Origin of the sequence: Aeromicrobium sp. WCS2018Hpa-31 (assembly GCF_031843905.1) — a bacterium.
Lineage (GTDB): Bacteria > Actinomycetota > Actinomycetes > Propionibacteriales > Nocardioidaceae > Aeromicrobium.
Map to the genome: position 1 here is coordinate 291,884 of NZ_JAVTJF010000001.1, position 21,171 is coordinate 313,054.

General features: G+C 70.8%; 21 protein-coding genes and 1 other RNA gene. 13 read left to right on the forward strand and 9 right to left on the reverse strand.

The window, feature by feature from the left end:
• Positions 1-7 precede the first annotated feature (7 nt).
• On the forward strand, positions 8-877 hold the full coding sequence (sigJ, locus tag RQG84_RS01410) for an RNA polymerase sigma factor SigJ (protein WP_311208531.1): 870 nt from the start codon (positions 8-10) through the stop codon (positions 875-877).
• Between the two features lie 8 nt (positions 878-885).
• Here sigJ and RQG84_RS01415 read toward each other — a convergent pair whose 3' ends face one another.
• The 6 genes from RQG84_RS01415 to RQG84_RS01440 form a co-directional block, all read right to left on the reverse strand.
• Positions 886-1,524, reverse strand: a complete 639-nt coding sequence (locus RQG84_RS01415) for a DinB family protein (RefSeq protein ID WP_311208532.1) — start codon at positions 1,522-1,524, stop codon at positions 886-888.
• Between the two features lie 69 nt (positions 1,525-1,593).
• Positions 1,594-2,601, reverse strand: a complete 1,008-nt coding sequence (locus RQG84_RS01420; protein WP_311208533.1) for a sugar phosphate isomerase/epimerase — start codon at positions 2,599-2,601, stop codon at positions 1,594-1,596.
• Between the two features lie 2 nt (positions 2,602-2,603).
• Positions 2,604-3,797, reverse strand: a complete 1,194-nt coding sequence (locus RQG84_RS01425) for a Gfo/Idh/MocA family oxidoreductase (protein WP_311208534.1) — start codon at positions 3,795-3,797, stop codon at positions 2,604-2,606.
• Between the two features lie 72 nt (positions 3,798-3,869).
• Positions 3,870-4,913, reverse strand: a complete 1,044-nt coding sequence (locus RQG84_RS01430; protein ID WP_311208535.1) for a substrate-binding domain-containing protein — start codon at positions 4,911-4,913, stop codon at positions 3,870-3,872.
• A gap of 18 nt (positions 4,914-4,931) precedes the next feature.
• Entirely contained in the window at positions 4,932-5,978 is a 1,047-nt protein-coding gene (locus RQG84_RS01435; protein ID WP_311208536.1) for an ABC transporter permease, read from the reverse strand.
• The gene (locus RQG84_RS01440; protein WP_311208537.1) at positions 5,975-7,534 is read right to left on the reverse strand and encodes a sugar ABC transporter ATP-binding protein; all 1,560 of its coding nucleotides are present in this window, start codon (positions 7,532-7,534) and stop codon (positions 5,975-5,977) included. The genes RQG84_RS01435 and RQG84_RS01440 overlap by 4 nt, the downstream gene beginning before the upstream one ends.
• Before the next feature lie 108 nt (positions 7,535-7,642).
• On the opposite strand from RQG84_RS01440, the gene RQG84_RS01445 reads away from it, so the two are divergent.
• The gene (locus tag RQG84_RS01445; RefSeq protein WP_311208538.1) at positions 7,643-8,842 is read left to right on the forward strand and encodes an ROK family protein; all 1,200 of its coding nucleotides are present in this window, start codon (positions 7,643-7,645) and stop codon (positions 8,840-8,842) included.
• A 44-nt stretch (positions 8,843-8,886) separates the two neighbouring features.
• Here the strand turns inward: RQG84_RS01445 and RQG84_RS01450 are convergent, their stop codons facing one another.
• On the reverse strand, positions 8,887-9,411 hold the full coding sequence (locus tag RQG84_RS01450) for a hypothetical protein (RefSeq protein ID WP_311208539.1): 525 nt from the start codon (positions 9,409-9,411) through the stop codon (positions 8,887-8,889).
• Positions 9,412-9,478: 67 nt separating this feature from the next.
• Here RQG84_RS01450 and ftsE point away from each other — a divergent pair, with 67 nt between their 5' ends.
• The 8 genes from ftsE to ssrA all read left to right on the forward strand — a co-directional run bounded on the left by ftsE (position 9,479) and on the right by ssrA (position 16,748).
• The gene (ftsE, locus tag RQG84_RS01455) at positions 9,479-10,168 is read left to right on the forward strand and encodes a cell division ATP-binding protein FtsE (RefSeq protein WP_056552262.1); all 690 of its coding nucleotides are present in this window, start codon (positions 9,479-9,481) and stop codon (positions 10,166-10,168) included.
• Positions 10,169-10,190: 22 nt separating this feature from the next.
• A complete protein-coding gene (ftsX, locus tag RQG84_RS01460; protein ID WP_156364646.1) occupies positions 10,191-11,093 on the forward strand; it encodes a permease-like cell division protein FtsX in 903 nt (300 codons plus the stop codon).
• 104 nt (positions 11,094-11,197) lie between these two features.
• On the forward strand, positions 11,198-12,535 hold the full coding sequence (locus tag RQG84_RS01465) for a peptidoglycan DD-metalloendopeptidase family protein (RefSeq protein ID WP_311208540.1): 1,338 nt from the start codon (positions 11,198-11,200) through the stop codon (positions 12,533-12,535).
• A gap of 35 nt (positions 12,536-12,570) precedes the next feature.
• Positions 12,571-13,047 carry an SsrA-binding protein SmpB gene (smpB, locus tag RQG84_RS01470; protein WP_055968797.1) on the forward strand — a complete coding sequence of 159 codons (477 nt, stop codon included), beginning with the start codon at positions 12,571-12,573 and terminating at the stop codon, positions 13,045-13,047.
• Positions 13,047-13,922, forward strand: coding sequence for an amidohydrolase family protein (locus RQG84_RS01475; protein ID WP_311208541.1), 876 nt, complete (start codon positions 13,047-13,049; stop codon positions 13,920-13,922). The genes smpB and RQG84_RS01475 overlap by 1 nt, the downstream gene beginning before the upstream one ends.
• Positions 13,919-15,295 carry an MFS transporter gene (locus RQG84_RS01480; protein WP_311208542.1) on the forward strand — a complete coding sequence of 459 codons (1,377 nt, stop codon included), beginning with the start codon at positions 13,919-13,921 and terminating at the stop codon, positions 15,293-15,295. The genes RQG84_RS01475 and RQG84_RS01480 overlap by 4 nt, the downstream gene beginning before the upstream one ends.
• Positions 15,296-15,376: 81 nt before the next feature.
• Complete coding sequence (locus tag RQG84_RS01485) at positions 15,377-16,189, forward strand: endonuclease (protein ID WP_311208543.1); 813 nt, start codon at positions 15,377-15,379, stop codon at positions 16,187-16,189.
• A 188-nt stretch (positions 16,190-16,377) separates the two neighbouring features.
• Positions 16,378-16,748, forward strand: a transfer-messenger RNA (tmRNA) gene (ssrA, locus tag RQG84_RS01490).
• A 231-nt stretch (positions 16,749-16,979) separates the two neighbouring features.
• On the opposite strand, the gene RQG84_RS01495 is transcribed toward ssrA, so the two are convergent.
• Positions 16,980-17,576 carry a hypothetical protein gene (locus RQG84_RS01495; protein ID WP_311208544.1) on the reverse strand — a complete coding sequence of 199 codons (597 nt, stop codon included), beginning with the start codon at positions 17,574-17,576 and terminating at the stop codon, positions 16,980-16,982.
• 149 nt (positions 17,577-17,725) lie between these two features.
• Here RQG84_RS01495 and RQG84_RS01500 point away from each other — a divergent pair, with 149 nt between their 5' ends.
• Both RQG84_RS01500 and RQG84_RS01505 read left to right on the forward strand, forming a co-directional pair.
• Positions 17,726-18,574 (forward strand): alpha/beta fold hydrolase, encoded by an 849-nt coding sequence (locus RQG84_RS01500; protein ID WP_311208545.1) that lies wholly within the window; start codon positions 17,726-17,728, stop codon positions 18,572-18,574.
• A 16-nt stretch (positions 18,575-18,590) separates the two neighbouring features.
• Positions 18,591-18,887, forward strand: coding sequence for a 4a-hydroxytetrahydrobiopterin dehydratase (locus RQG84_RS01505; protein ID WP_055968788.1), 297 nt, complete (start codon positions 18,591-18,593; stop codon positions 18,885-18,887).
• Positions 18,888-18,913: 26 nt separating this feature from the next.
• Here RQG84_RS01505 and RQG84_RS01510 read toward each other — a convergent pair whose 3' ends face one another.
• Positions 18,914-19,534 (reverse strand): vitamin K epoxide reductase family protein, encoded by a 621-nt coding sequence (locus RQG84_RS01510; protein WP_311208546.1) that lies wholly within the window; start codon positions 19,532-19,534, stop codon positions 18,914-18,916.
• Between the two features lie 116 nt (positions 19,535-19,650).
• Here RQG84_RS01510 and RQG84_RS01515 point away from each other — a divergent pair, with 116 nt between their 5' ends.
• Positions 19,651-21,123: an NAD(P)/FAD-dependent oxidoreductase gene (locus tag RQG84_RS01515; protein WP_311208547.1), complete on the forward strand. Its 1,473-nt coding sequence runs from the start codon at positions 19,651-19,653 to the stop codon at positions 21,121-21,123.
• The last annotated feature ends 48 nt before the right edge of the window (positions 21,124-21,171 follow it).

The following is a 21,171-nucleotide window of genomic DNA, read 5'->3' on the forward strand; positions in this document are numbered from 1 at the left end:
TGACTTGATGAGTGAACCGTCCCTGGGTCCGGCGCTCGAGGAGCGTGAGCGGCTCCTGGCCACCGCCTTCCGACTGCTGGGCACGCGGGCGGACGCCGAGGACGCCGTGCAGGAGGCCTATGCACGCTGGTACCGGCTCGACGACGCCGAGCGCGCCGCCGTCCGACGTCCGGGCGCGTGGCTCACCACGGTGGTGAGCCGTGTCTGCCTGGACCAGCTCGGCTCCGCGAGGGCTCGTCGGGAGCGGTACGTCGGTCCGTGGCTGCCCGAGCCGCTGCCCGACCTCGATGCGCTGAGCGACCCCGCCGACCGGGTGACGCTGGACGACCAGGTGACGTCGGCGGTCATGGTGCTGCTGGAGTCGTTGACCCCGGCCGAGCGAGTCTCGTTCGTGCTGCACGACGTCTTCGGGCTGCCGTTCGACGAGGTCGCGGCGGTGGTGGGCCGCTCACCGCAGGCCTGTCGCAAGCTGGCCTCGGCGGCTCGTGCCGACCTGCGCGAGCGACGTCGGCGCGAGGCCGCCGCGCGGGACCACGACGCGGTGGTGCGGTCCTTCCTCGCGGCCTGCGCCACCGGTGACATCGCCCAGCTGCTGCCGTTTCTCGACCCCGACGTCTCGCTGGCGTCGGACGGAGGCGGCATCGTGCGGGCCGCGCGCAACGTGGTGCGCGGCCCCGACCACGTGGCCCGCTTCCTGCTCGGCCTGGCGGCGAAGGACGCCGACCTCACCTTCGAGCCGGTCGGTGTCGAGGGCCGCACCGGTGTCCTGGTCCGACGAGGGTCCGAAGTCGCCGGTGTGGTCGCCTTCGACGTGCGCGAGGTGATCCACGACGTGTGGATCACGGTCAACCCCGAGAAGCTCGGCGCCTGGGCCTGAGCGACGCCTCAGGCCGTGGGTCCGACGGCACGGGCCGCTGCCTCGTGGGCCACGCGGTCGACCCGTGCCACGTGCTCGGGCCAGTCCGTGCCGTCGGGCAGGTTGGTGGAGTCCGGGCGCAGGCCCGCGGTGCCGTCGAGACCCTCGCGCAGCACGTCGGCGTGCCCGGCGTGGCGGTGGGCCTCGGCGATCATGTGCACCATGGCCTGGTGCAGCGTGACCCGGGCTCGCGGACCGGTCCACCAGGGCACAGTGCCCTCGGCGTCGAGCGCGACCGCCTCGATCGTGGCGTCGGCGTGCGCCCACGCACGGTCGACGTAGGCCAGTGCGTCCTCCAGCGAGACCTCGGACGGGACCACGAAGTCGGCGTGCGGGTCGGCGTCGACGTCGGGCGTCGGCTCGGGGAAGGGCCGGTCGAAGACCACGCCGAAGTACTCGGCGGCGCAGACCGCCGTGTGGTGCACGAGACCGAGCAGGCTGAGCCCGGTGGGGGTGAGGCTGCGGCGGGCGTCGAGCTCGCCGAGCCCGTCGATCTTGAAGCGCAGGGCGTCGCGCGCCCCGTGGAGGTAGCGGTGCAGGTCGTCCTTGACGGTGTCGGTCCTGAGGGTGTCGCTCTTGACGGGGTCGCTTCCGATGAGGTCGGGCATGACTCGACCCTGCCACCGTGCGGTGACAGGGTCGAGTCCCCCGAGATCGGTGGGCGGGTGATCGTGCGGTCAGTCGCCGGAGCTGAACGCCGCGTCGAACGCCGCGTCCGGCGCGTCGAACAGGTTGCGGCGCACGTACTCCAGCGCCTCCGGTGCGCCGAGCAGACGGTCCATGCCGGCGTCCTCCCACTCCACCGACACCGGACCGTCGTAGCCGATGGTGTTCAGCATGCGGAAGCACGCCTCCCACGGCACGTCACCGCGACCGGTGGACACGAAGTCCCAGCCGCGTCGCGGGTCGGCCCACGGCAGGTGGGAGCCGAGGATGCCGTTGCGTCCGTTGCCCACCTGCTTCTTCGCGTCCTTGCAGTCCACGTGGTAGATCCGCTCGCGGAAGTCCCACAGGAAGCCGAGCGGGTCGAGGTCCTGCCACACGAAGTGCGACGGGTCCCAGTTGAGCCCGAACGCCGGCCGGTGGCCGACGGCCTCGAGCGCGCGCTGCGTGGTCCAGTAGTCGTAGGCGATCTCGCTGGGGTGCACCTCGTGGGCGAAGCGCACGCCCTCCTCGTCGAACACGTCGAGGATGGGGTTCCAGCGGTCGGCGAAGTCCTGGTAGCCCGCGTCGACCATGGCCTGCGTGGCCGGCGGGAACATGGCCACGTACTTCCAGATCGACGAGCCGGTGAAGCCGACCACCGTGTCGACGCCGAGCATGCGGGCTGCGCGGGCGGTGTTCTTCATCTCCTCGGCGGCGCGCTGACGGACGCCCTCGGGGTCTCCGTCGCCCCACACGCGTGAGCCGACGATGTCCTGGTGGCGCTGGTCGATCGGGTCGTCGCAGACCGCCTGGCCCTTGAGGTGGTTGGAGATCGCGAAGACCTGCAGACCGTGGCGGTCGAGGATCTCCTTGCGCGTCGCGATGTAGTCCGGGTCCTCCACGGCGGCCCAGGGGTCGAGGTGGTCGCCCCAGCAGGCGATCTCCAGACCGTCGTAGCCCCAGCCGGCGGCCAGCTCGGCCACCTGCTCGAAGGGCAGGTCGGCCCACTGGCCGGTGAACAGCGTGATCGGTCGTGCCATCGTCATGCTCCCGTCTTCTGGATGGTGCCGGCGGCGTCGCTGCTGGCCTCGACGGCCGCGAGCACCCGCTGCACGGTGAGCCCGTCGGCGAACGACGGGGTCGGGTCGGTGCCCTCGGCGATGTGGTGCACCAGGTCGACGACCTGGTGGGTGAAGCCGTGCTCGTAGCCGAGTCCGTGGCCCGGAGGCCACCAGGCGGCGACGTAGGGGTGGTCGGCCTCGGTGACGAGGATGCGGCGGAACCCGGCCTCCTCGGCGGGCAGCGTCGCGTCGTGCAGCTCGAGGACGTTCATGTCCTCGAAGTCGAAGGCGATCGACCCGAGCGAGCCGTTGACCTCCAGACGCAGGGCGTTCTTGCGACCCGTGGCGAACCGGGTCGCCTCGAACACGCCGAGGGCGCCGTCGTCGAAGCGGGCGGTGAACGCGGCGGCGTCGTCGACGGTCACGTCGGCCCGCTCGCCCGAACCACCGGTGCCCCCGAGCGTCGCGCGCTCGCCCGCGACCGGACGGCTCGTCACGAAGGTCTCCATCAGGCCGCTGACGGTCGTGATGGCGCTGCCGGTCACGAACTGGGCCATGTCGATGACGTGGGCGCCGATGTCGCCCAGCGCGCCCGACCCGGCCTTGCTCTTGTCCAGACGCCAGCTCATCGGGGCGTCCTCGTCGACCAGCCAGTCCTGGAGGTACTGGCCACGCACGTGCCGGATGGTGCCGAGGCGTCCCGACGCCACGATGCGCTGCGCCAGCGAGACCGCGGGGACCCTGCGGTAGGTGAAGCCCACCATGGCGCGCACACCCCGGGCCGACGCGGCCGCTGCGGCCTCGGCCATCGCCTCGGCCTCCTCGACGGTGTTGGCCAGCGGCTTCTCGCACAGGACGTGCTTGCCGGCCTCGAGGGCGGCGATCGCGATCTCCGCGTGAGTGTCGCCCGGCGTGCAGATGTCGATGACATCGATGTCGTCGCGCTCCAGGAGCCGACGCCAGTCGGTCTCCACGGACTCCCAGCCGAACCGATCGGCCACGGCGCCCGCGGCGTCGGCGTCACGTCCGCAGATCGCGGCCAGGCGGGGTCGTCGGGGGAGGTCGAAGAAGGCCGGTGCGGTGCGCCAGGCCTGCGAGTGCGCGGCGCCCATGAAGGCGTACCCCACCATCGCGACACCCAGCTCGTTCGTGGGCCCGTTCGTCGTCTCGCTCATGTGTGTCCTCGTCGTGAAGGGGGCCCGCCCGCACCGCATGGAGTCGGTGCGGGCGGGCCCGGGTGGTGGGGCTCAGGACTCGAAGGCGGAGTCCATGTACTCGTCCACGTTGTCCTTCGTGACGACCGGAGCAGCCAGCTGCACCTTGCGGGGCACCTCCACCTCGGCGAGGTCGGACATCGACTTGCCCTGCGCGATCAGACGCGCCAGCTTGATGCCGTCGGCGGCCTGCGTCGACGGGTAGATGACCGTCGCCTTGAGCACCGTGTCGTCGGACTTGATGTCGCGCATGACGTTGGCCGAGCCGGCGCCACCGATCATGACGAACTCGTCGCGGTTGGCGTTCTTGATCGCGGCGAGCACGCCGACACCCTGGTCGTCGTCGTGGTTCCAGAGGTAGTCGATCTTCGGAGCGGCCTGGAGCAGGTTCGAGGCCACGCGCTCGCCGGACTCGACCGTGAACTCGGCGGCGACGCGGTTCTCGACCTCGAGACCGCACTTCTTCAGGGCGTCGGAGAAGCCCTTCGAGCGCTCCTGCGTCAGGGGCAGGGAGTCGATGCCCGCGATCTCCGCGACGACCTTGTCCTCGTCGCCCGCGGCCTGCTCGCACACGTAGGTGCCGGCCGAGACGCCCATGCCGTAGTTGTCGCCGAGCACCGTGGTGCGGGCGGCGAAGGGGGAGTCGAACTCGCGGTCGACGTTGATGACCGGGATGCCGGCCTCCATCGCCTTGAGCGCGACCGGCGTCATGGCGGCGCCGTCGAACGGCAGCAGCACGATCGCGTCGACCTTGTCGTTGATGAAGGTCTCCACCTGCGAGATCTGCAGGCCGACCTCGTTCGTGCCCTCGGCGACCTTCAGGTCGACGTCGTCGTACTGCTCGGCCTGGGCCTTCGCCGAGCTCGTGATCGCACCCATCCAGCCGTGGTCGGCCGCAGGGGCGGAGAAGCCGATGGTGACGGTGTCACCGGACTTGTCGTTGTCGGTGTTGCTCTTGCTGGCTCCGGTGGAGCCGGAGTCGTCGGAGCTGTTGGTGCAGGCGCCGAGGACGAGCGTGGCGGCAGCGAGGGCGCCGAAGGCGGCGACCGTGCGGCGGCGGGGGCGGATCGTGGTCATGACACTCCTGGGTGGGGGTTATGTGGTGGTGCGGTTCGCGATCCGCTGCTGCAGGAGCACAGCGATCACGATGATCACGCCCTTGGCGACGGCCTGGGCCGAGATCGACAGGTTGTTGAGCGTGAAGACATTGGTGAGGACGGTGAAGATCAGGACGCCGAAGAGCGTCCCGGTCACGGTCCCGCGGCCGCCGCTGAGCAGCGTGCCGCCGATCACGACGGCGGCGATGGCGTCGAGCTCGTAGAGCTGGCCGTGCGTCGACGTGCCGGTGGTGGTGCGCGACATGAGCATCACGGCGGCGATGCCGCACGTGGTGCCGAGCAGGGCGTAGAGGTACACGGTGTGGCGCTGGACCTTGATGCCGGCCAGGCGCGCTGCCTCGGGGTTGCCGCCGACCGCGAAGGTCCGTCGGCCGAAGGTCGTGCGGTTCAGCAGGAACCAGCCGCCTGCCGCCACGACGACGAAGATCACGACGATGAAGGGGATGCCGAGCGGCTCGGAGCCGAAGAGGTCGGTGAAGCCCTGGTTCCGGATGATCTGGGTCTTGCGGTCGGAGATGATCTCCGCGAGGCCCCGGGCCGCGGCGAGCATCGCCAGGGTGGCGATGAAGGGCACGATGCGGCCGTACGCGACCAGCAGCCCGTTGACCGCGCCGCAGGCGGCACCCACCACCACGGCGGCGAAGACCATCGCGACCCAGCCGATGTCGTCGGCCATGGCCTGCGTGCCGGTGGTGGTGGCCCACACCGAGGAGAGCGCCACGATCGCGCCCACGGAGAGGTCGATGCCGCCGCCGGTGATGACGAACGTCATCCCGATGGAGACGACGCCGATGACGGACGCGGCGCGCAGCACGGTGAGCATGTTGTCGACGCTCGCGAAGCGCTCGCCCGACGTCGCGACGCCGATGATGCACAGCAGCAGGAGCGCGACGACGAGGCCGAGGTTGCGGCCGAGGCCGGAGCCCGCGGACATCGACCGGCGGGAGGGGGCCGGGACCGAGAGGGCCGGGTCCTTGCCGCTGTCGTGGGCGGTGCTGCCTGAGGGATCGGGGGTGACGGTCACGCGACGTCGCCTCTCTGGTCGGTCGTGGTCGGATGGTCCGCACCGTGCTCGTGCACGGCGAGGATGCGTTCGAGGACGCCGGACGCGTCGATCGCGTCGGCGGGGGAGTGGTGGACGACGCGGCCGTCGGCCACGACGAGCACGCGGTGCGACAGACCGATCACCTCGTCGAGGTCGCTCGAGACCACGACGACGGCGACACCCTCGTCGGCGAGGGTGCGCACGAGCGCGTAGATCTCGGCCCGCGCGCCGACGTCGACGCCGCGGGTGGGCTCGTCGAGCAGCAGCACCTTGCAGCCGCGCAGCAGCCAGCGCGCCAGGACGACCTTCTGCTGGTTCCCACCCGACAGCGTTCGCACGACACGGGTGGGGGCGTCGGGTCGGACGTCGACCGAGCGCGTGGCGGCGTGGGCCGCGGCGAGCTCCTCGCCCTCGGTGCTGACGCCGAGCCGCGCGAAGCGACCGAGGCTCGCGAGCGAGACGTTGCGGTAGACGAGGTCGTCGAGCACCAGACCCTGCGACTTGCGCTCCTCGGGGCACAGGCCGATGCCGGCGCGGACCGCCGCCGGCACGGAGCCGTTCCGCAGGTCGGTGCCGTCGACGGTCACGGTGCCGCGGTGGGCGCGTCGGGCACCGAAGACGGTCTCGAGGATCTCGCTGCGACCCGCGCCGACCAGGCCGGCGATCCCGACGACCTCGCCGGGCCGCACGTCGAAGCTGACGTCCTCGAACTCGCCCGTGCGGGTGAGCCCCTCGACGCGCAGCAGCGGCTCGGTGCCGGTGACGACGGGGCGCTCGGGGAAGACGGAGGAGACCTCGCGGCCGGTCATGAGGGTGATGAGCTCGGACGTGGGCGTGTCCTTCGCCGACAGGTCACCGGCCACGGTGCGCCCGTCCTTGAGGACGGTGAGCCGGTCGCCGATGCGCCGGATCTCCTCGAGGCGGTGGGAGATGTAGATGATGGCCGTCCCGGCTGCGCGCAGGTCCTCGACGACGCGGAAGAGGCCGTCGACCTCGTCGGGGTCGAGCACGGCGGACGGCTCGTCCATGACGATGACCTGGGCGTCGCGCGAGAGCGCACGGGCCATGGAGACGATCTGCTTGCCGGCCGCCGAGAGGCTGCCCACCTCGCGACCGGGTCGGATCTCCGCGTGGCCGAGGCGCTCGAGAAGGGCGCGGGCGGCCCGGTTCGCCTCGACGGTGCGGGTGACGCCGCCGCGGGACATCTCGTGGCCGAGGAAGATGTTGTCGGCGACGCTCAGGCCGTCGACGAGGTCGAGCTCCTGGTAGATGGTGGCGATGCCGGTGTCGAGCGCGGCCTGCGGGCCCGCGAACGTCACGTCCTCGCCGCGCCAGGTGATGGTGCCGGCGTCCACGCCGTGCGCCCCGGCGAGCACCTTGATGAGCGTCGACTTGCCCGCACCGTTCTGGCCCAGGAGGCAGTGCACCTCACCGGCGCGCACGACGAGGTCGACGCCGTCGAGCGCCCGGACTCCGGGGAACTCCTTGACGATCCCGCGCATCTCGAGCAGGGGCGGTGCCTGGGGGGTGGGCATGGCTGTGACCCTAGTCACCTCTTTTGTTGCTCGTCAAGCAAAAGTCTGATTGTGTTCGACTTATCTGCTGATCCGGACCGACAGAAGGGGTGTGGGAGACTCATGGTCATGACGTCGTCGTCGCTGCCGACCACGCTGGTCGGCGTCGGCGATCTCTTCCAGCACCTGCGCGACGGGCAGGCCTGGACGCGAGCCGAGCTCAGCCAGCGGTCGGCGCTGGGGCGGGCCCCCGTCACGGCGCGGGTCGACGCGATGCTGGCCGTCGGGCTCCTGCGCCCGACCGGCGAGACCGTCTCCACCGGCGGTCGGCCGCCCACCCGGTTCCGCTTCCACGGCGAGGCGCGCGTCGTCCTGGCGGTCGACCTGGGTGCCTCGCACGCGAGCGTCGCCCTGCTCGACCTCGCCGGCGAGGTCCTCGTCGAGCGGACGGTTCCGTGCGACGTCGCGGACGGCCCCACCGTCGTGCTGGACCGGGTCACCTCGATCGGGCTCGAGCTGCTCGCCGACCGCGGACGCCCGGTGTCCGACGTCGCCGGCGTGGGGATCGGTCTGCCCGGTCCGGTCGAGCACGCCGTCGGTCGACCGGTGAGTCCGCCGATCATGCCCGGCTGGCACGACTTCGACGTCCCCGGACACCTCGGCCGCACGTTCTCCGGTCCGGTCCTCGTGGACAACGACGTGAACCTGATGGCGCTCGGCGAGCACGTGCGCGGCCACCGCGGCGAGCACCTGCTGCTCGTCAAGGTCGCCACCGGCATCGGGGCGGGCATCGTGTCCGACGGCCAGCTGCTGCGCGGCGCCCTCGGGTCGGCGGGCGACCTCGGGCACGTGCGGGTCTCCGACGCGGCCGACGCTCACTGCCGCTGCGGCAACACCGGCTGCCTCGAGGCCGTGGCCGCCGGGCCCGCCGTGGCGGCACGTCTGCGGGAGCAGGGTCTGTCCGTCGAGACGTCCCAGGACATCGTCGACGCGGTCAACCGCGGCGACGTCGTGGCGCTCAACGCCGTGCGCGACGCCGGCCGCAGCCTCGGCGAGGTGCTGGCCACCTGCGTCAACCTGCTCAACCCGTCGGTGATCGTCATCGGCGGCAAGCTGTCGGAGGCGGGGGAGTACCTGCTCGCCGGCGTCCGCGAGGTCGTCTACGAGCGGTCGCTCCCGCTCGCCACCAACCACCTGCGCATCGTCGCCACCACCGTCGGCAGCCTCGGGGGCGTCATCGGTGCCGGCGCCATGGTGATCGACGAGGTGCTGTCGCCGGCCGCCGTAGACGCCTTCGTCGCGCAGGGCGCGTCCCAGCGCACGGCCTGAGCGATCCCGTCGGGACCCTCGGCCGTCCTCGCCGCGCGCCCTGCCTAGTCGACGTCGCGGCGACGACGGTTGAGCCCCGGCACCTTCTCGAGCATCGCCGCCAGGTCGGTGGCGGTGTCCAGCAGGGCGTGGATGTCGGGCCCCACGTTCCGCATGTCCTCGAGGATCGGCACGATGTCGGCCTCGAGCTTGTCGACGAGCATCGGCAGGTGGTCGATGAGCCCGACCAGCGCCTCGATCTCCTCGGGCGACGTGGTCTCGGAGATCCGCTGCAGCGTGGGCATCAGGTTCTTCGCGATCGGCGCGAGGTCGTCGAGCACAGGCCCGAACGTCTCGACCATGGCCTGGGCGCGGTCCAGTGTCGGCTGCACGCTGGCCACCGTGCCGGCGGTCCGCACCACCACGGCGTCCGCCGCGGCCCGGGTGGCGTCGATGTCGTCGACCAGGCGATGGGCCCGCCGCACCAGGTCCTCGGCCGCGTCGAGCAGGCCGAGTGCGCGTGGCAGCGCCGACGTCGCCGTGTCGACCAGCTCGGGCAGGCGGCGCGGGTCAGGCAGTCGGAGCGGCATCTGCTCACCGTACCCACGGCGGGCGAGTCTGCAGGGTGACGTGGATCGACCTGCCTAGACTCGACGGGTGATTCGCTTCGACAAGGTCACCAAGACCTACCCGGGCCAGAAGCGTCCTGCCCTGGACGCCGTCGACCTGGAGATCGAGAAGGGGGAGTTCGTCTTCCTCGTCGGGTCCTCGGGGTCGGGCAAGTCCACCTTCCTGCGGCTCGTCCTCCGCGAGGCCCGGCCCACCACCGGCCGGGTGCACGTGGCGGGCAAGGAGATCAACAAGCTCTCCAGCTGGAAGGTGCCCAAGCTGCGCCGTCAGGTCGGCACCGTGTTCCAGGACTTCCGCCTCCTGCCGAACAAGACGGTCCACGAGAACGTGGCCTTCGCGCTGCAGGTCATCGGCAAGCACCGCTCCGAGATCGACACGCTCGTGCCCGAGACCCTGGAGATGGTCGGCCTGGAGGGCAAGGGGCACCGCATGCCCGACGAGCTCTCCGGTGGTGAGCAGCAGCGCGTGGCCATCGCCCGGGCGTTCGTGAACCGGCCGATGATCCTCATCGCCGACGAGCCCACCGGCAACCTCGACCCCACCACCAGCGTCGGCATCATGAAGCTGCTCGACCGCATCAACCGCACCGACACCACTGTCGTCATGGCCACCCACGACTCCTCGATCGTCGACCAGATGCGCAAGCGCGTCATCGAGCTCGACGAGGGGCGCGTCGTGCGCGACGAGGCCCGCGGCATCTACGGCTACCAGTCCTGAGGCGATCACCGTGCGCACCATCATGAGCGAGCTCCGCGCGAGCCTGTCCCGCAACACGTCCATGACGATCTCGTTGATCGTCACCATGACCGTCTCGCTGCTGCTGGCCGCCCTCGGCCTGCTGCTGCAGAGCCAGGCCGACCGCACCGAGCAGTTCTACGGCGACAAGCTGCAGGTGCAGGTCAACCTGTGCACCGACAACTCCACCGCGCCGACGTGCGTGGGCGGGGCGGCCACCGACGAGCAGACCGCGGCGGTCCAGGAGGCGCTCTCCACGAACCCCGAGGTCAAGTCCTACGACGTGCGCTCCCCGCAGGAGAACTACGACAAGGCACGTGAGCTGCTCGGCCAGACCGACAGCGGCAAGGCCCAGCTCGAGACGGTCGAGCCGGCCGACTTCCCGGAGTCCTACTTCGTCACGCTCAACGACCCGCAGGAGTTCGACGGCCTCGTCAGCCAGGTCTCGGGCATGGACGGCGTCGGCAACGTGCAGTCGCTCAAGAAGCTGCTCGGGCCGCTGTTCGAGATCCTCGACAAGATGCGCTGGGCCGCCCTCGCCACGTCGCTCCTGCTCATCGTCGCGGCCATCCTCCAGGTCTCCAACACCATCCGCATGACCGCCTATGCGCGACGCCGCGAGATCGGCATCATGCGCCTGGTCGGAGCGTCCAGCTGGCACATCCAGCTGCCGTTCGTGCTGGAGTCGATGCTGGCCGCGGTGCTGTCGGCGGCCCTGGCGGCCGCCGGGCTGGCCGCCTTCATGTGGTTCGTCGTCTACGGCTACCTGCGCACCACGCTGGGCGAGCTGACGACCTGGATCCGATGGCAGGAGGCCGCCGCCGTCATGGGCTACACGACGGTCCTGGCCCTGCTGCTCGCGCTGGTCCCGACCCTCGTGATGACGCGGAAGTATCTTGACGTCTGAGCACCATGGCTTAGAGTCACACCAGTAACAACCGCACCATCCGCCTCATCGAGAGATGGCCGGCGGCCTGCCTCGCACCATTCCTTCCCCAACGCCGAGGTCCCATGTCTGTGCCCACGTCCCGCGATCCTCGACCCGCGGCCCGTCGTCATGCCCCCCGCCGCCACCTCGTCCGCGCAGTGGTCGCGGCCCTGGCGGCGAGCCTGATCGTCGTCGGCTTCACGAACCCCGTCCTGGCCGACAAGAAGGACGACCTCGAGCGGCAGAAGAAGGGCGTCAGCGGCAAGATCGACGGCGCCCAGAAGGCCCTCGACTCCTCCAGCGCGGCCTACAACAAGGCCGCCGCCGCTCTCGAGGCGGCGCAGTCGAAGCTGACCTCGGCACGCGCCACGCTCGGTGAGACCCGCGGTCAGCTGGCGGTCTCGCAGGCCGAGGACACGCGGATGCAGGCCGAGCTCGACCGCAGCGAGGCGGCGCTCGACAAGGCCGTCGCCGCCCTGAAGAAGGGCGAGAAGCGGCTCAAGAAGTCCGAGGAGTCCGTCGCCGCCTTCACCGTGGAGACCGTGCAGGACGGCGACCGCGGCATGCGCGCCTTCGGCGAGCTGCTGGGCGGCGAGAGCCCCACCACGTTCACCGACCGGATGAGCCTCAACGCCTCCGTGGGCGACGCGCAGGTCTCGCGCATGCAGAAGCTCGCGGCCGCCAAGGTGATGCTGCGACTCAACCGCGACAAGGTCGAGGAGCTGCGCGACCAGGTGGCCGTGGCCCGCAAGGCCGCCGCCGCCAACCTGCAGAAGATGACCGAGCTGGAGGCGGCCGCCGAGGCGCAGGCCGCCGAGGTCGGCGAGCTCGTCGACGCCCGCGCGAGTGCCAGCACCGCCGCGAAGGCCGCACGGGCCGAGGACGCCAAGCTCCTGGCCGCGTACGAGGCCGAGCGCAACCGTCTGCAGTCCCAGCTGGAGGAGCTCGCCCGGCGCGAGCTCGAGAAGGCCAACAAGGGCGGCAAGGGCGGCGGCACCAGTGGAGGCGTCTCCGGGGGCGACAAGGGCGGTGCGCTCTCCTACCCCGTGAGCGGGCCGGTCACCTCGCCCTACGGCATGCGTCGCCACCCGATCACGGGCGTGTACAAGCTGCACGACGGCACCGACTTCGGCGTCGGCTGCGGCACGCCGATCCGCGCGGCCGCGAGCGGCACGATCATCCAGCAGTACTACAACGCCGGGTACGGCAACCGCGTGATCCTCGCCAACGGCGTCAAGCGCGGCAAGAGCATCGTGACGACCTACAACCACATGTCGCGGTTCGCCCGCGGCAGCGGCGCGAAGGTCTCGCGTGGCGAGGTCATCGGCTACGTCGGCAGCACCGGCTACTCCACGGGGTGCCACCTGCACTTCATGGTGCTGGCGAACGGCGGCACGACCAACCCGATGAGCTGGCTCTGACGAGGACGTCGGGTCCGACCCCCTAGGATGGGTCGGTGGCCAAGGAGACCGGGCGCAAGCTCATCGCGCAGAACAAGAAGGCGCGCCACGACTACCACATCGAGGACACCTACGAGGCCGGACTGGTCCTCACGGGGACCGAGGTGAAGTCGTTGCGTGCCGGTCGCGCGTCCCTGGTCGACGGCTTCGGCGAGATCGCGAACGGCGAGGCGTGGCTGATCCAGGTCCACATCCCGGAGTACAGCCAGGGCACGTGGACCAACCACGAGACCCGGCGTCGCCGCAAGATGCTGCTCAACCGCCAGGAGATCGACAAGATCGAGCAGCGCATCCAGGCCAAGGGCCTGACGATCGTGCCTCTCGCCCTGTACTTCCTCGACGGCCGCGCGAAGGTCGAGATCGCCCTGGCGCGAGGCAAGAAGCAGTACGACAAGCGGCACGCGATCGCCGAGCGGCAGGCCAAGGCCGACGCCCAGCGCGAGATCGGACGCAAGATCAAGGGCATCCGGTAGTGACGCTGTCCGACGCCGACCTCCCGGGGTTGGCCGACGACCTCGGGCTGCCGGGCCTGTTCGACGTGCACGTGCACTTCATGCACCCGAAGGTGCTCGCCAAGGTGTGGGCCTACTTCGACGCCGCGGGCCCCATGCTCGGTCGTGCGTGGCCGATCGCGTACCGGGGGAGCGACGAGGAACGCGTCGAGCAGCTGCGCGCGATGGGCGTCAAGCACTTCTCCGCCCTGTCGTACGCGCACCGGCCCGGGGTCGCGACCTTCATGAACGAGTGGACGCTGGGCTTCGCCGACCGTGTGCCCGAGGCGTTGCGCTCGGCCACCTTCTACCCCGAGGTCGAGGCGGCGTCCTACGTGCCGGGGCTCGTCGAGGGTGGGGTCGAGGTCTTCAAGGCTCACCTGCAGGTCGGCGACTTCGCCGCCGACGACCCGCTCCTCGACCCCGTGTGGGGCACGCTCGCCGAGAGCGGCACCCCCGTGGTGCTGCACGCCGGTTCCGGACCCGCCCCGGGCACCCACACCGGGCCCGACGGTCTGGCCCGGGTGCTGGAGCGCTTCCCGGGCCTGCGGATCATCGTGGCGCACCTCGGCATGCCCGAGTACGCGGCGTTCCTCGACCTCGCCGACGCCCACCCCGACGTCCGCCTCGACGTGACGATGGCGCTCGTGGACTTCTGGGACGGCCCGCCACCGGTCGACATCGCGCCCAGGCTCGCGGACCTGGGTGACCGGATCCTGCTGGGCACCGACTTCCCGAACATCCCGTACCCCTACGCCCACCAGGTCGAGGTGCTCCAGCGACTCGACCTCGGCGAGGACTGGTTGCGTCGTGTGCTCTGGCACAACGGCGCCGACCTGTTCGGCTACACGGCGTGAGGCTCGACTCCGCCGCGGGACGGTGGCTCGTCGCGGCGATGGTCCTCGGCACGGGCATGGCGTTCCTCGACGGATCCATCGTCAACCTGGCCCTGCCCGCCATCGACGGGGACCTCGACGCGGGCGTGGCGGGCCTGCAGTGGACGGTCAACGCCTACACGCTCACGCTGGCCGCCCTCATCCTCGTCGGTGGCTCGCTCGGCGACCGGTGGGGCCGACGTCGGGTCTTCCTCGTCGGCGTCGTGTGGTTCGCCGTGGCGTCCTTGGCCTGCGCGCTCGCGCCGACGATCGAGGTGCTCGTGGCGGCTCGTGGGCTGCAGGGGGTCGGCGGGGCCCTGCTGACGCCGGGCAGCCTCGCGATCATCTCGGCATCGATCCACCCCGACGACCGGGGCCGCGCCATCGGCCTCTGGTCGGGCCTGGCCGGCGTCACGACGGCGCTCGGTCCGCTCGTCGGCGGCACGCTCGTCGACGCCGTGGGCTGGCGATCGGTCTTCTGGATCAACCTGCCCCTGGCCGCTGCGGTCGTCTGGGTCACGTGGCGGCACGTCCCGGAGTCGACGGGTGCGCAGGAGCGACTCGACGTCGAGGGCTCGCTGCTGACGGTCGGCACCCTGGCCTTCCTGACCTACGGACTGGTCCAGCAGGAGTGGGTCCCGAGCCTCGCGGGCCTGGCCCTGCTGGTCGCCTTCGTGGTGCACCAGTGGCGCGCTCCGCACGCGCTGGTGCCGCTGTCCTTGTTCGCCGACCGCGTGTTCACGGCGGCGAACATCTGCACCTTCGCCATCTACGGCGCGCTCAGCGGCTCCATGTTCCTGCTGGTGCTGCAGCTGCAGTACGTGGCCGGGTACTCCCCGCTCGAGGCGGGCCTCGCGACGCTGCCCCTGACCGTGCTCATGCTGCTGTTCTCCTCGCGGGCGGGTGCCCTGGGCCAGCGCATCGGACCCCGTGTCCCGATGACCGTGGGGCCGCTGCTGTCGGCGGCGGGCCTGCTGCTGTACCTGCGCATCGGTGCCGACGCGAGCTTCTGGCTCGACGTGCTCCCCGGAGCGGTGCTCATGGGGCTCGGCCTCACCCTGCTGGTGGCGCCGCTCACCACGGCGGTGCTCGCTGCCGCACCGGACGACCAGGCCGGCATCGCCTCGGGCATCAACAACGCGGTCTCGCGGACGGCAGGCCTCCTCGCGGTGGCCGCGATCCCGCCGCTCGCGGGCATCGCGGGACCGGACTTCGCCTCGCCCGACGTCTTCGGGCCGGGCTTCCGCGTCGGCACGTGGATCTGCGTCGGGCTCCTCGTGGTGGCTGCGGGCTGCGCCGCTGCCCTGGTGCACGGACGCTCGGCCGACCCGGACCGCGCCCCGACCTCCGTGTAGCCGCCCGCCGAGCGTGACGATCAGGTGAACGTCCGGTCGCCGGTCTGGTCACGGACGACCCGATGGTGTGGGGTGGTGCCCATGACTCGACTCGGGGGAGCCGGGCGGGGGTGCGCGGCCACGAGCCGACGCACGCCCCGACACGCCGGCCTGGCCATCATCATCACGCTCGTCCTCGCCGTGCTGCCGCGGGCGGCCGACGCCGCACCGGAGCCCGGCTACTACGACAGTGCTCAGGGCCTCAGCGGCGCGGCGCTGAAGGACGAGCTGCACGACATCATCTCGGTGCAGACGCGGATCTCGTACTCGGTCGTCTGGGAGGCCCTGAAGGTCACCGACCAGGACCCCGCCAACAGCAGCAACGTGAAGCTCTTCTACTCGCAGGTCTCGCGCTCGAAGTCCGCGAACGGCGGCAACGTCGGTGACTGGAACCGCGAGCACGTCTGGCCGCAGTCGCACGGGGACTTCGGGACGTCGACCGGCCCCGGCACCGACCTGCACCACCTGCGTCCTGAGGACGTGCAGGTGAACGGCACCCGCGGCAACAAGGACTTCGACGCGGGCGGGTCGTCGGTGAGCGGCTGCTCGTCGTGCCTGACCGACGGTGACTCGTTCGAGCCGCCGGCCGCGGTGAAGGGCGACGTGGCGCGCATGGTCATGTACATGGCGGTGCGCTACGAGGGTGGTGACGGGTTCGCCGACCTGGAGGCCAACAACCAGGTCAACGGCACGACGCCCTACCTCGGTCGGATCTCGGTGCTGCTGCAGTGGCACGCGCAGGACCCGCCGTCGGCGGCGGAGCAGCGGCGCAACGACCTCATCGACACCCGCTACCAGGGCAACCGCAACCCGTTCATCGACCACCCGGAGTGGGCGCAGTCCGTCTTCGGCTAGAGCCGATCCGGCCGTAGGGCCCGGCACCGCCCGCATCGGTGGATGCGCAACCGCAGGAGTCCTGCTGACGTTGCGCATCCACCGATGGTGGGGTTCGGTGGCGCGAGGAATGCGCGGTGTCGTCGCGCGGTTGTACAGTGATGGAGACACCGTGCCTGTGAAGGTGGGTGTCGGTTGACAACTCAAGAGGGGCTGATCGGTTTCGACTTTGGTCGTTCGACTCAGGAGAAGCGGGTAGAGAACGCGACGTCATCTCTTTAACGTTCGTCGCAAACCACAAGTGCCGATTCCAAGCGCACTGACTTCGCCCTCGCTGCCTGACAGCGACTGGTGAAGGGCAGACCCGGGAGCGTCCCCGTCCCGGATCGTCTGTCTCATCTAGGGGACTTGCTGATCGCGTAGCGTCACGTGACGCGATCGGGACTTTTTCGTGACTGAGCCTGTTGGTGACGTGTTCGTCCGAGCACCAGGGCTGAGAAAAGCGACATGACGCACTGCACCCGGAGAAGACCTGACTCAGCGCCAAAGGACCCGGGTTCGATTCCCGGCAGCTCCACGATCGACGAAGACCCCCACCCGACACGCTCGGGTGGGGGTCTTCGTCGTGTCGTGGGGGTCTTCGTCGATCGTGAATCAGGCACCGTGAATCGAGTGGGCCCCACCCCCTCGCGCCGAAGGCGCCCTGCGGAGGGATCCCGGCAGCTCCCCACCCGTCCATGCCAGGCCGCGCACAGCGTGACCGTCCCGACTCGGAAGACCATCGCGCGAGGGCCGGCGACGGGCCGGACCGTCAGGACGCGGCGTCGGCCTTCGGCCCACCACGCCCACCCGGCCCACCCAGCCCCGGCCCACCGCCCAGCAGCTCGGCGTCGTACGCCTTGAGCACCGACGTCTTGTCGGCCTCGGTGAGCGTTCCGTCCTCGACGGCGGCGTCGAGGCGCTCGACGAGGGCGGTGCGGCTCTCGGCCTGACGCTCCTCGCGGTTGCTCTCGGCCTTCTTCTCGGCGACGGCGAGCGCGGACTCGACCTTCGCCTCGGAGACGTCGAGCTCCTTCGCGAGAGCCTTGGCGAGGGCGGCCTGGCGGTCGGCTCGCTCCGCGTCGGAGGGCGGGGTCGGCTTCTCGCCCTCGGCGGGCGCGTCGGGGCGCAGGTCCTCGCGGACGGCGGCGAGCGCGTCCTCGACGTCGGACTGCTCCAGGTCGAGCTCCTCGGCGAGCGTCTCGGCGAGGACGCCGGGTCCGCCGCGATGACCGCCCGGGTGGGCGCTGGAGCTCGCGGTGCTCCCGGCGGTGTCCTCGGCGGACGCGACGGTGATGCCGCCGGCGGCCAGTCCGGCTCCGGCGACGATCCCGGCGATGCCGATGCGTGCTGCGGTCGAGCTGTTCATGGGTCTCCTCCTGGTGGTGTGACGGACCTCGTCCACGGTGGCTGCCCACCCTGTGGTGAACCTGTGGTCGGGGTCTGCGGAGGCTGGGCGTCCACGATCGTGGACCGCGAGGCACTGGCGCTGACGCGTACCGTCGGTATGCTCGCGGCATGTCTCCTGCGCGACGCATCCACACGTACTCCCACGACGGTCTGACGTTCGACGTCACCGACACCGGGCCGATCGGGGGAGACCCGGTGGTGCTGCTGCACGGGTTCCCGCAGAAGGCGACCTCGTGGGAGCGGGTGAGCGAGCTCCTGCACGCGGAGGGGTACCGCACCATCGCCCCCGACCTGCGCGGCTACTCCCCGGGTGCCCGTCCCCGTGGCCGCAAGGCCTATGCCGGTGACCTCATCGCCGCCGACGTGGCCGCGCTCCTCGAGATCGTCGGCAAGCCCGTGCACCTCGTGGGCCACGACTGGGGTTCGGCCATCGGCTGGTACGTCGCTGCCTCCCGACCCGAGCTCCTGCAGTCCTGGACGGCGGTCTCGGTCCCGCACCCGGCCGCCTTCATGGCGTCGATGCTGCGCAGCACGCAGCTGCTGAAGTCCTGGTACATGGGCTTCTTCCAGCTGCCGGTCGTGCCCGAGCTGGTGCTCACGCGGGCGAAGGGGGTCCGGGAGCGCGCTCTCGCCCACGCGGGCATGGACCGTGGGCTCCGTGAGCGGTTCCAGGCCGAGATGATCGACGGCGGTGCCCTCGCCGGTGGCCTCGGCTACTACCGCGGCCTCCCGTTCTCGATGAGCTCGGTGCAGGGGAGGGTGCGGGTGCCCACGACCATGGTCTGGAGCACGGGCGACGTGGCCCTCGGCCGCAAGGGGGTCGATCTCACGCCCCAGCACGTGGACGCGCCGTACGAGCTCGTCGTCCTGGAGGGGGTCAGCCACTGGATCCCCGACCACGAGCCGCAGGTGCTGGTGGACGCGATCACCCGACGGGCTCGCGCCGTCGCGGCCTGACGCGTACGGTCGGGGCATGGACGAGCCGTTCGACCCCGCACGCGTGACCCAGGCCCTCGAGCACCTGCCCGGCTGGTCCGGCGACGTGTCGGGCCTGACGCGCACCTACACCTTCGACGGCTTCGCGGCCGCGATCGCCTTCATGGCCGCTGCTGCACCGCGCATCGACGAGATGGACCACCACCCCGAGTGGACCAACGTGTACGACCGCGTCGAGGTGCGACTCAGCAGCCACGACGTCAGCGGCGTCAGTGGACGCGACGTCCGCCTGGCCGAGGTGCTCGACGAGCTGGCCGGCGACGCCGCACGGTAGGTCGCCCGGGACTCAGGCGGCGGGGCTCAGGCCCAGAGGTTCTCGCCGAACTGGAACCAGATGGCCGCGATGACGGCGACGTACCAGAGCACGACCACGAGCAGCGTCCAGTTGCTGAGGAACCGGGTCACGGCCGAGCTGGGCGCGAACGCGCGAAGGTTGCGGGCGGTGACGAGCACGAACAGCGGGATCATCATCGTCCAGACGACCATGCACCAGGGGCACAGCTTCTGGATCTCGTAGATGCTCTGGTACTGCAGCCACGTGACGAACCCGATGCCGAACAGGACGCCGACCTGCAGGCCGCCCCAGACCCAGCCCGGCAGTCGCACCCCGGATGCGAGCAGCACGCCGAGGGTGAGCACGACCGTGAACCCGACGATGCCGATGATCGGGTTGGGAAACCCGAACGCCGACGCCTGGTCGGTGTTGATGACGCCACCGCAGCTGACGAAGGCGTTGAGGTCGCAGTTCAGCGCCGTGCTCTCGCCGGCCGCCTCGGCGGTCAGGAACTTCACCTTGTCGATGGTCAGGATGATCGCGGCCGCGAGGCCCACGGCACCGCCGACCAGCATCATCCATCGGGGGTCGCGGACCTCGAGGGCGTCGAGGTCCTCGTCGCGTTCGGTCTCCAGCACGTTGCTCACGCCTCGATCGTAGGCGACCGATGGTCGCGAGGCGGGTGACGTCGTCGTGACTCCTTGACGCGGCGGCATGCTCGCCGTACGGTTTCGGATACCGTCAGTATCTGAGAGGTGTGGACATGGAGCACGTCGACGTCGTCATCGTGGGTGCGGGGCTGTCCGGCATCGGCGCCGCCCACCGCCTGAGCACCATGAGCCCGGGCAGCAGCTTCACGATCCTCGAGGCCCGCCACGCCATGGGTGGCACGTGGGACCTGTTCCGCTACCCGGGAGTGCGGTCGGACTCCGACATGTACACCCTGAGCTACCCGTTCCGTCCGTGGACGGACCGCAAGTCCATCGCTGACGGCGGCGACATCCGCGAGTACATCCGCAGCACCGCCGACGAGCGCGGCATCGCGCAGCGAATCCGGTACGGCCACCGCGTCGTCGCAGCCAGCTGGTCGTCCGCGGACGCTCGGTGGACGCTCACCAGCGAGGTCGACGGCGAGCTCGTCGAGCAGACCTGCTCGTTCCTGTTCATGTGCAGCGGCTACTACGACTACGACGAGGCCTACACCCCGGACTTCCCCGGCCTCGAGGACTTCGCCGGGACCGTCGTGCATCCGCAGTTCTGGCCCGAGGACCTCGACTACCGGGGCAAGAAGGTCGTCGTCATCGGCTCCGGCGCCACGGCCATCACGCTGCTGCCGTCGATGGCCGAGGAGGCCGAGCACGTGACGATGCTGCAGCGCTCGCCCACCTACATCACGTCCCTGCCCGGTGAGGACGCCGTCTCGGCCGGGCTGCGGAAGGTCCTGCCGGCAGGCCTGGCCCACCGGGTCACCCGCGTCAAGAACGCCACGGTGGCCATCGGCTTCTACGAGTTCTGCCGCCGCTTCCCGAGCGCGGCCAAGAAGATCCTGCTCACGCGTGCCGGACGGTCCGCCCCCGACGGCTTCGACCCCAAGCACCTGACCCCGCGCTACGACCCGTGGGACCAGCGACTCTGCGTGGTGCCGAACGGCGACCTCTGGCGCACGTTGCGGCGCGGCAAGGCCTCGATCGTCACCGACCACATCGACGGGTTCGACGAGACCGGCATCCGGCTCACGTCCGGGCAGCACCTCGATGCCGACGTCGTGGTGACCGCCACCGGGCTCAAGGTCGTGGCGCTCGGCAAGGTCGCGATCGACGTCGACGGCGAGAAGGTCGACCCGAACGAGCGGTTCGTCTACAAGGGTCTGATGATCAGCGGCGTCCCGAACCTCGCCTGGTGCATCGGCTACACGAACGCCTCCTGGACCCTGCGCGCCGACCTGTCGTGGCAGTACGTCGCACGGCTGGTCGAGCACATGCGCAGCCACGGCTACGCGGCGGGCACGCCCGACCCGCAGGGCGCGAAGGGGGAGACCGCTCCGGCCCTCGACCTGCAGTCCGGCTACGTCCAGCGGGCTGCGGGCGTGCTCCCGCAGCAGGGTCGCGAGAAGCCCTGGACCGTGCGCCAGAACTGGTTCCTCGACGCCTGGGACAACCGTCGCACCGACCTCGACGAGGCGATGGTCTGGACGAGGCTCGACGAGACCTCGCGGCAGTCGGCCCAGGCCTCCTGACGACGACCGCCACGAGGGTGGGCGCGTGCGCCTCGACCAGCTGGTCCT

Bases quoted from the DNA above. Each gene is read 5' to 3' on its own strand.
- RQG84_RS01500 (WP_311208545.1), top strand. From the start codon at position 17,726: ATGTCTCCTGCGCGACGCATCCACACGTACTCCCACGACGGTCTGACG.
- RQG84_RS01495 (WP_311208544.1), bottom strand. From the start codon at position 17,576: ATGAACAGCTCGACCGCAGCACGCATCGGCATCGCCGGGATCGTCGCC.
- RQG84_RS01415 (WP_311208532.1), bottom strand. From the start codon at position 1,524: ATGCCCGACCTCATCGGAAGCGACCCCGTCAAGAGCGACACCCTCAGG.
- RQG84_RS01515 (WP_311208547.1), top strand. From the start codon at position 19,651: ATGGAGCACGTCGACGTCGTCATCGTGGGTGCGGGGCTGTCCGGCATC.
- RQG84_RS01425 (WP_311208534.1), bottom strand. From the start codon at position 3,797: ATGAGCGAGACGACGAACGGGCCCACGAACGAGCTGGGTGTCGCGATG.
- sigJ (WP_311208531.1), top strand. From the start codon at position 8: ATGAGTGAACCGTCCCTGGGTCCGGCGCTCGAGGAGCGTGAGCGGCTC.
- RQG84_RS01445 (WP_311208538.1), top strand. From the start codon at position 7,643: ATGACGTCGTCGTCGCTGCCGACCACGCTGGTCGGCGTCGGCGATCTC.
- RQG84_RS01450 (WP_311208539.1), bottom strand. From the start codon at position 9,411: ATGCCGCTCCGACTGCCTGACCCGCGCCGCCTGCCCGAGCTGGTCGAC.
- RQG84_RS01430 (WP_311208535.1), bottom strand. From the start codon at position 4,913: ATGACCACGATCCGCCCCCGCCGCCGCACGGTCGCCGCCTTCGGCGCC.
- RQG84_RS01440 (WP_311208537.1), bottom strand. From the start codon at position 7,534: ATGCCCACCCCCCAGGCACCGCCCCTGCTCGAGATGCGCGGGATCGTC.
- ftsX (WP_156364646.1), top strand. From the start codon at position 10,191: ATGAGCGAGCTCCGCGCGAGCCTGTCCCGCAACACGTCCATGACGATC.
- RQG84_RS01465 (WP_311208540.1), top strand. From the start codon at position 11,198: ATGTCTGTGCCCACGTCCCGCGATCCTCGACCCGCGGCCCGTCGTCAT.
- RQG84_RS01485 (WP_311208543.1), top strand. From the start codon at position 15,377: ATGACTCGACTCGGGGGAGCCGGGCGGGGGTGCGCGGCCACGAGCCGA.
- RQG84_RS01420 (WP_311208533.1), bottom strand. From the start codon at position 2,601: ATGGCACGACCGATCACGCTGTTCACCGGCCAGTGGGCCGACCTGCCC.
- RQG84_RS01505 (WP_055968788.1), top strand. From the start codon at position 18,591: ATGGACGAGCCGTTCGACCCCGCACGCGTGACCCAGGCCCTCGAGCAC.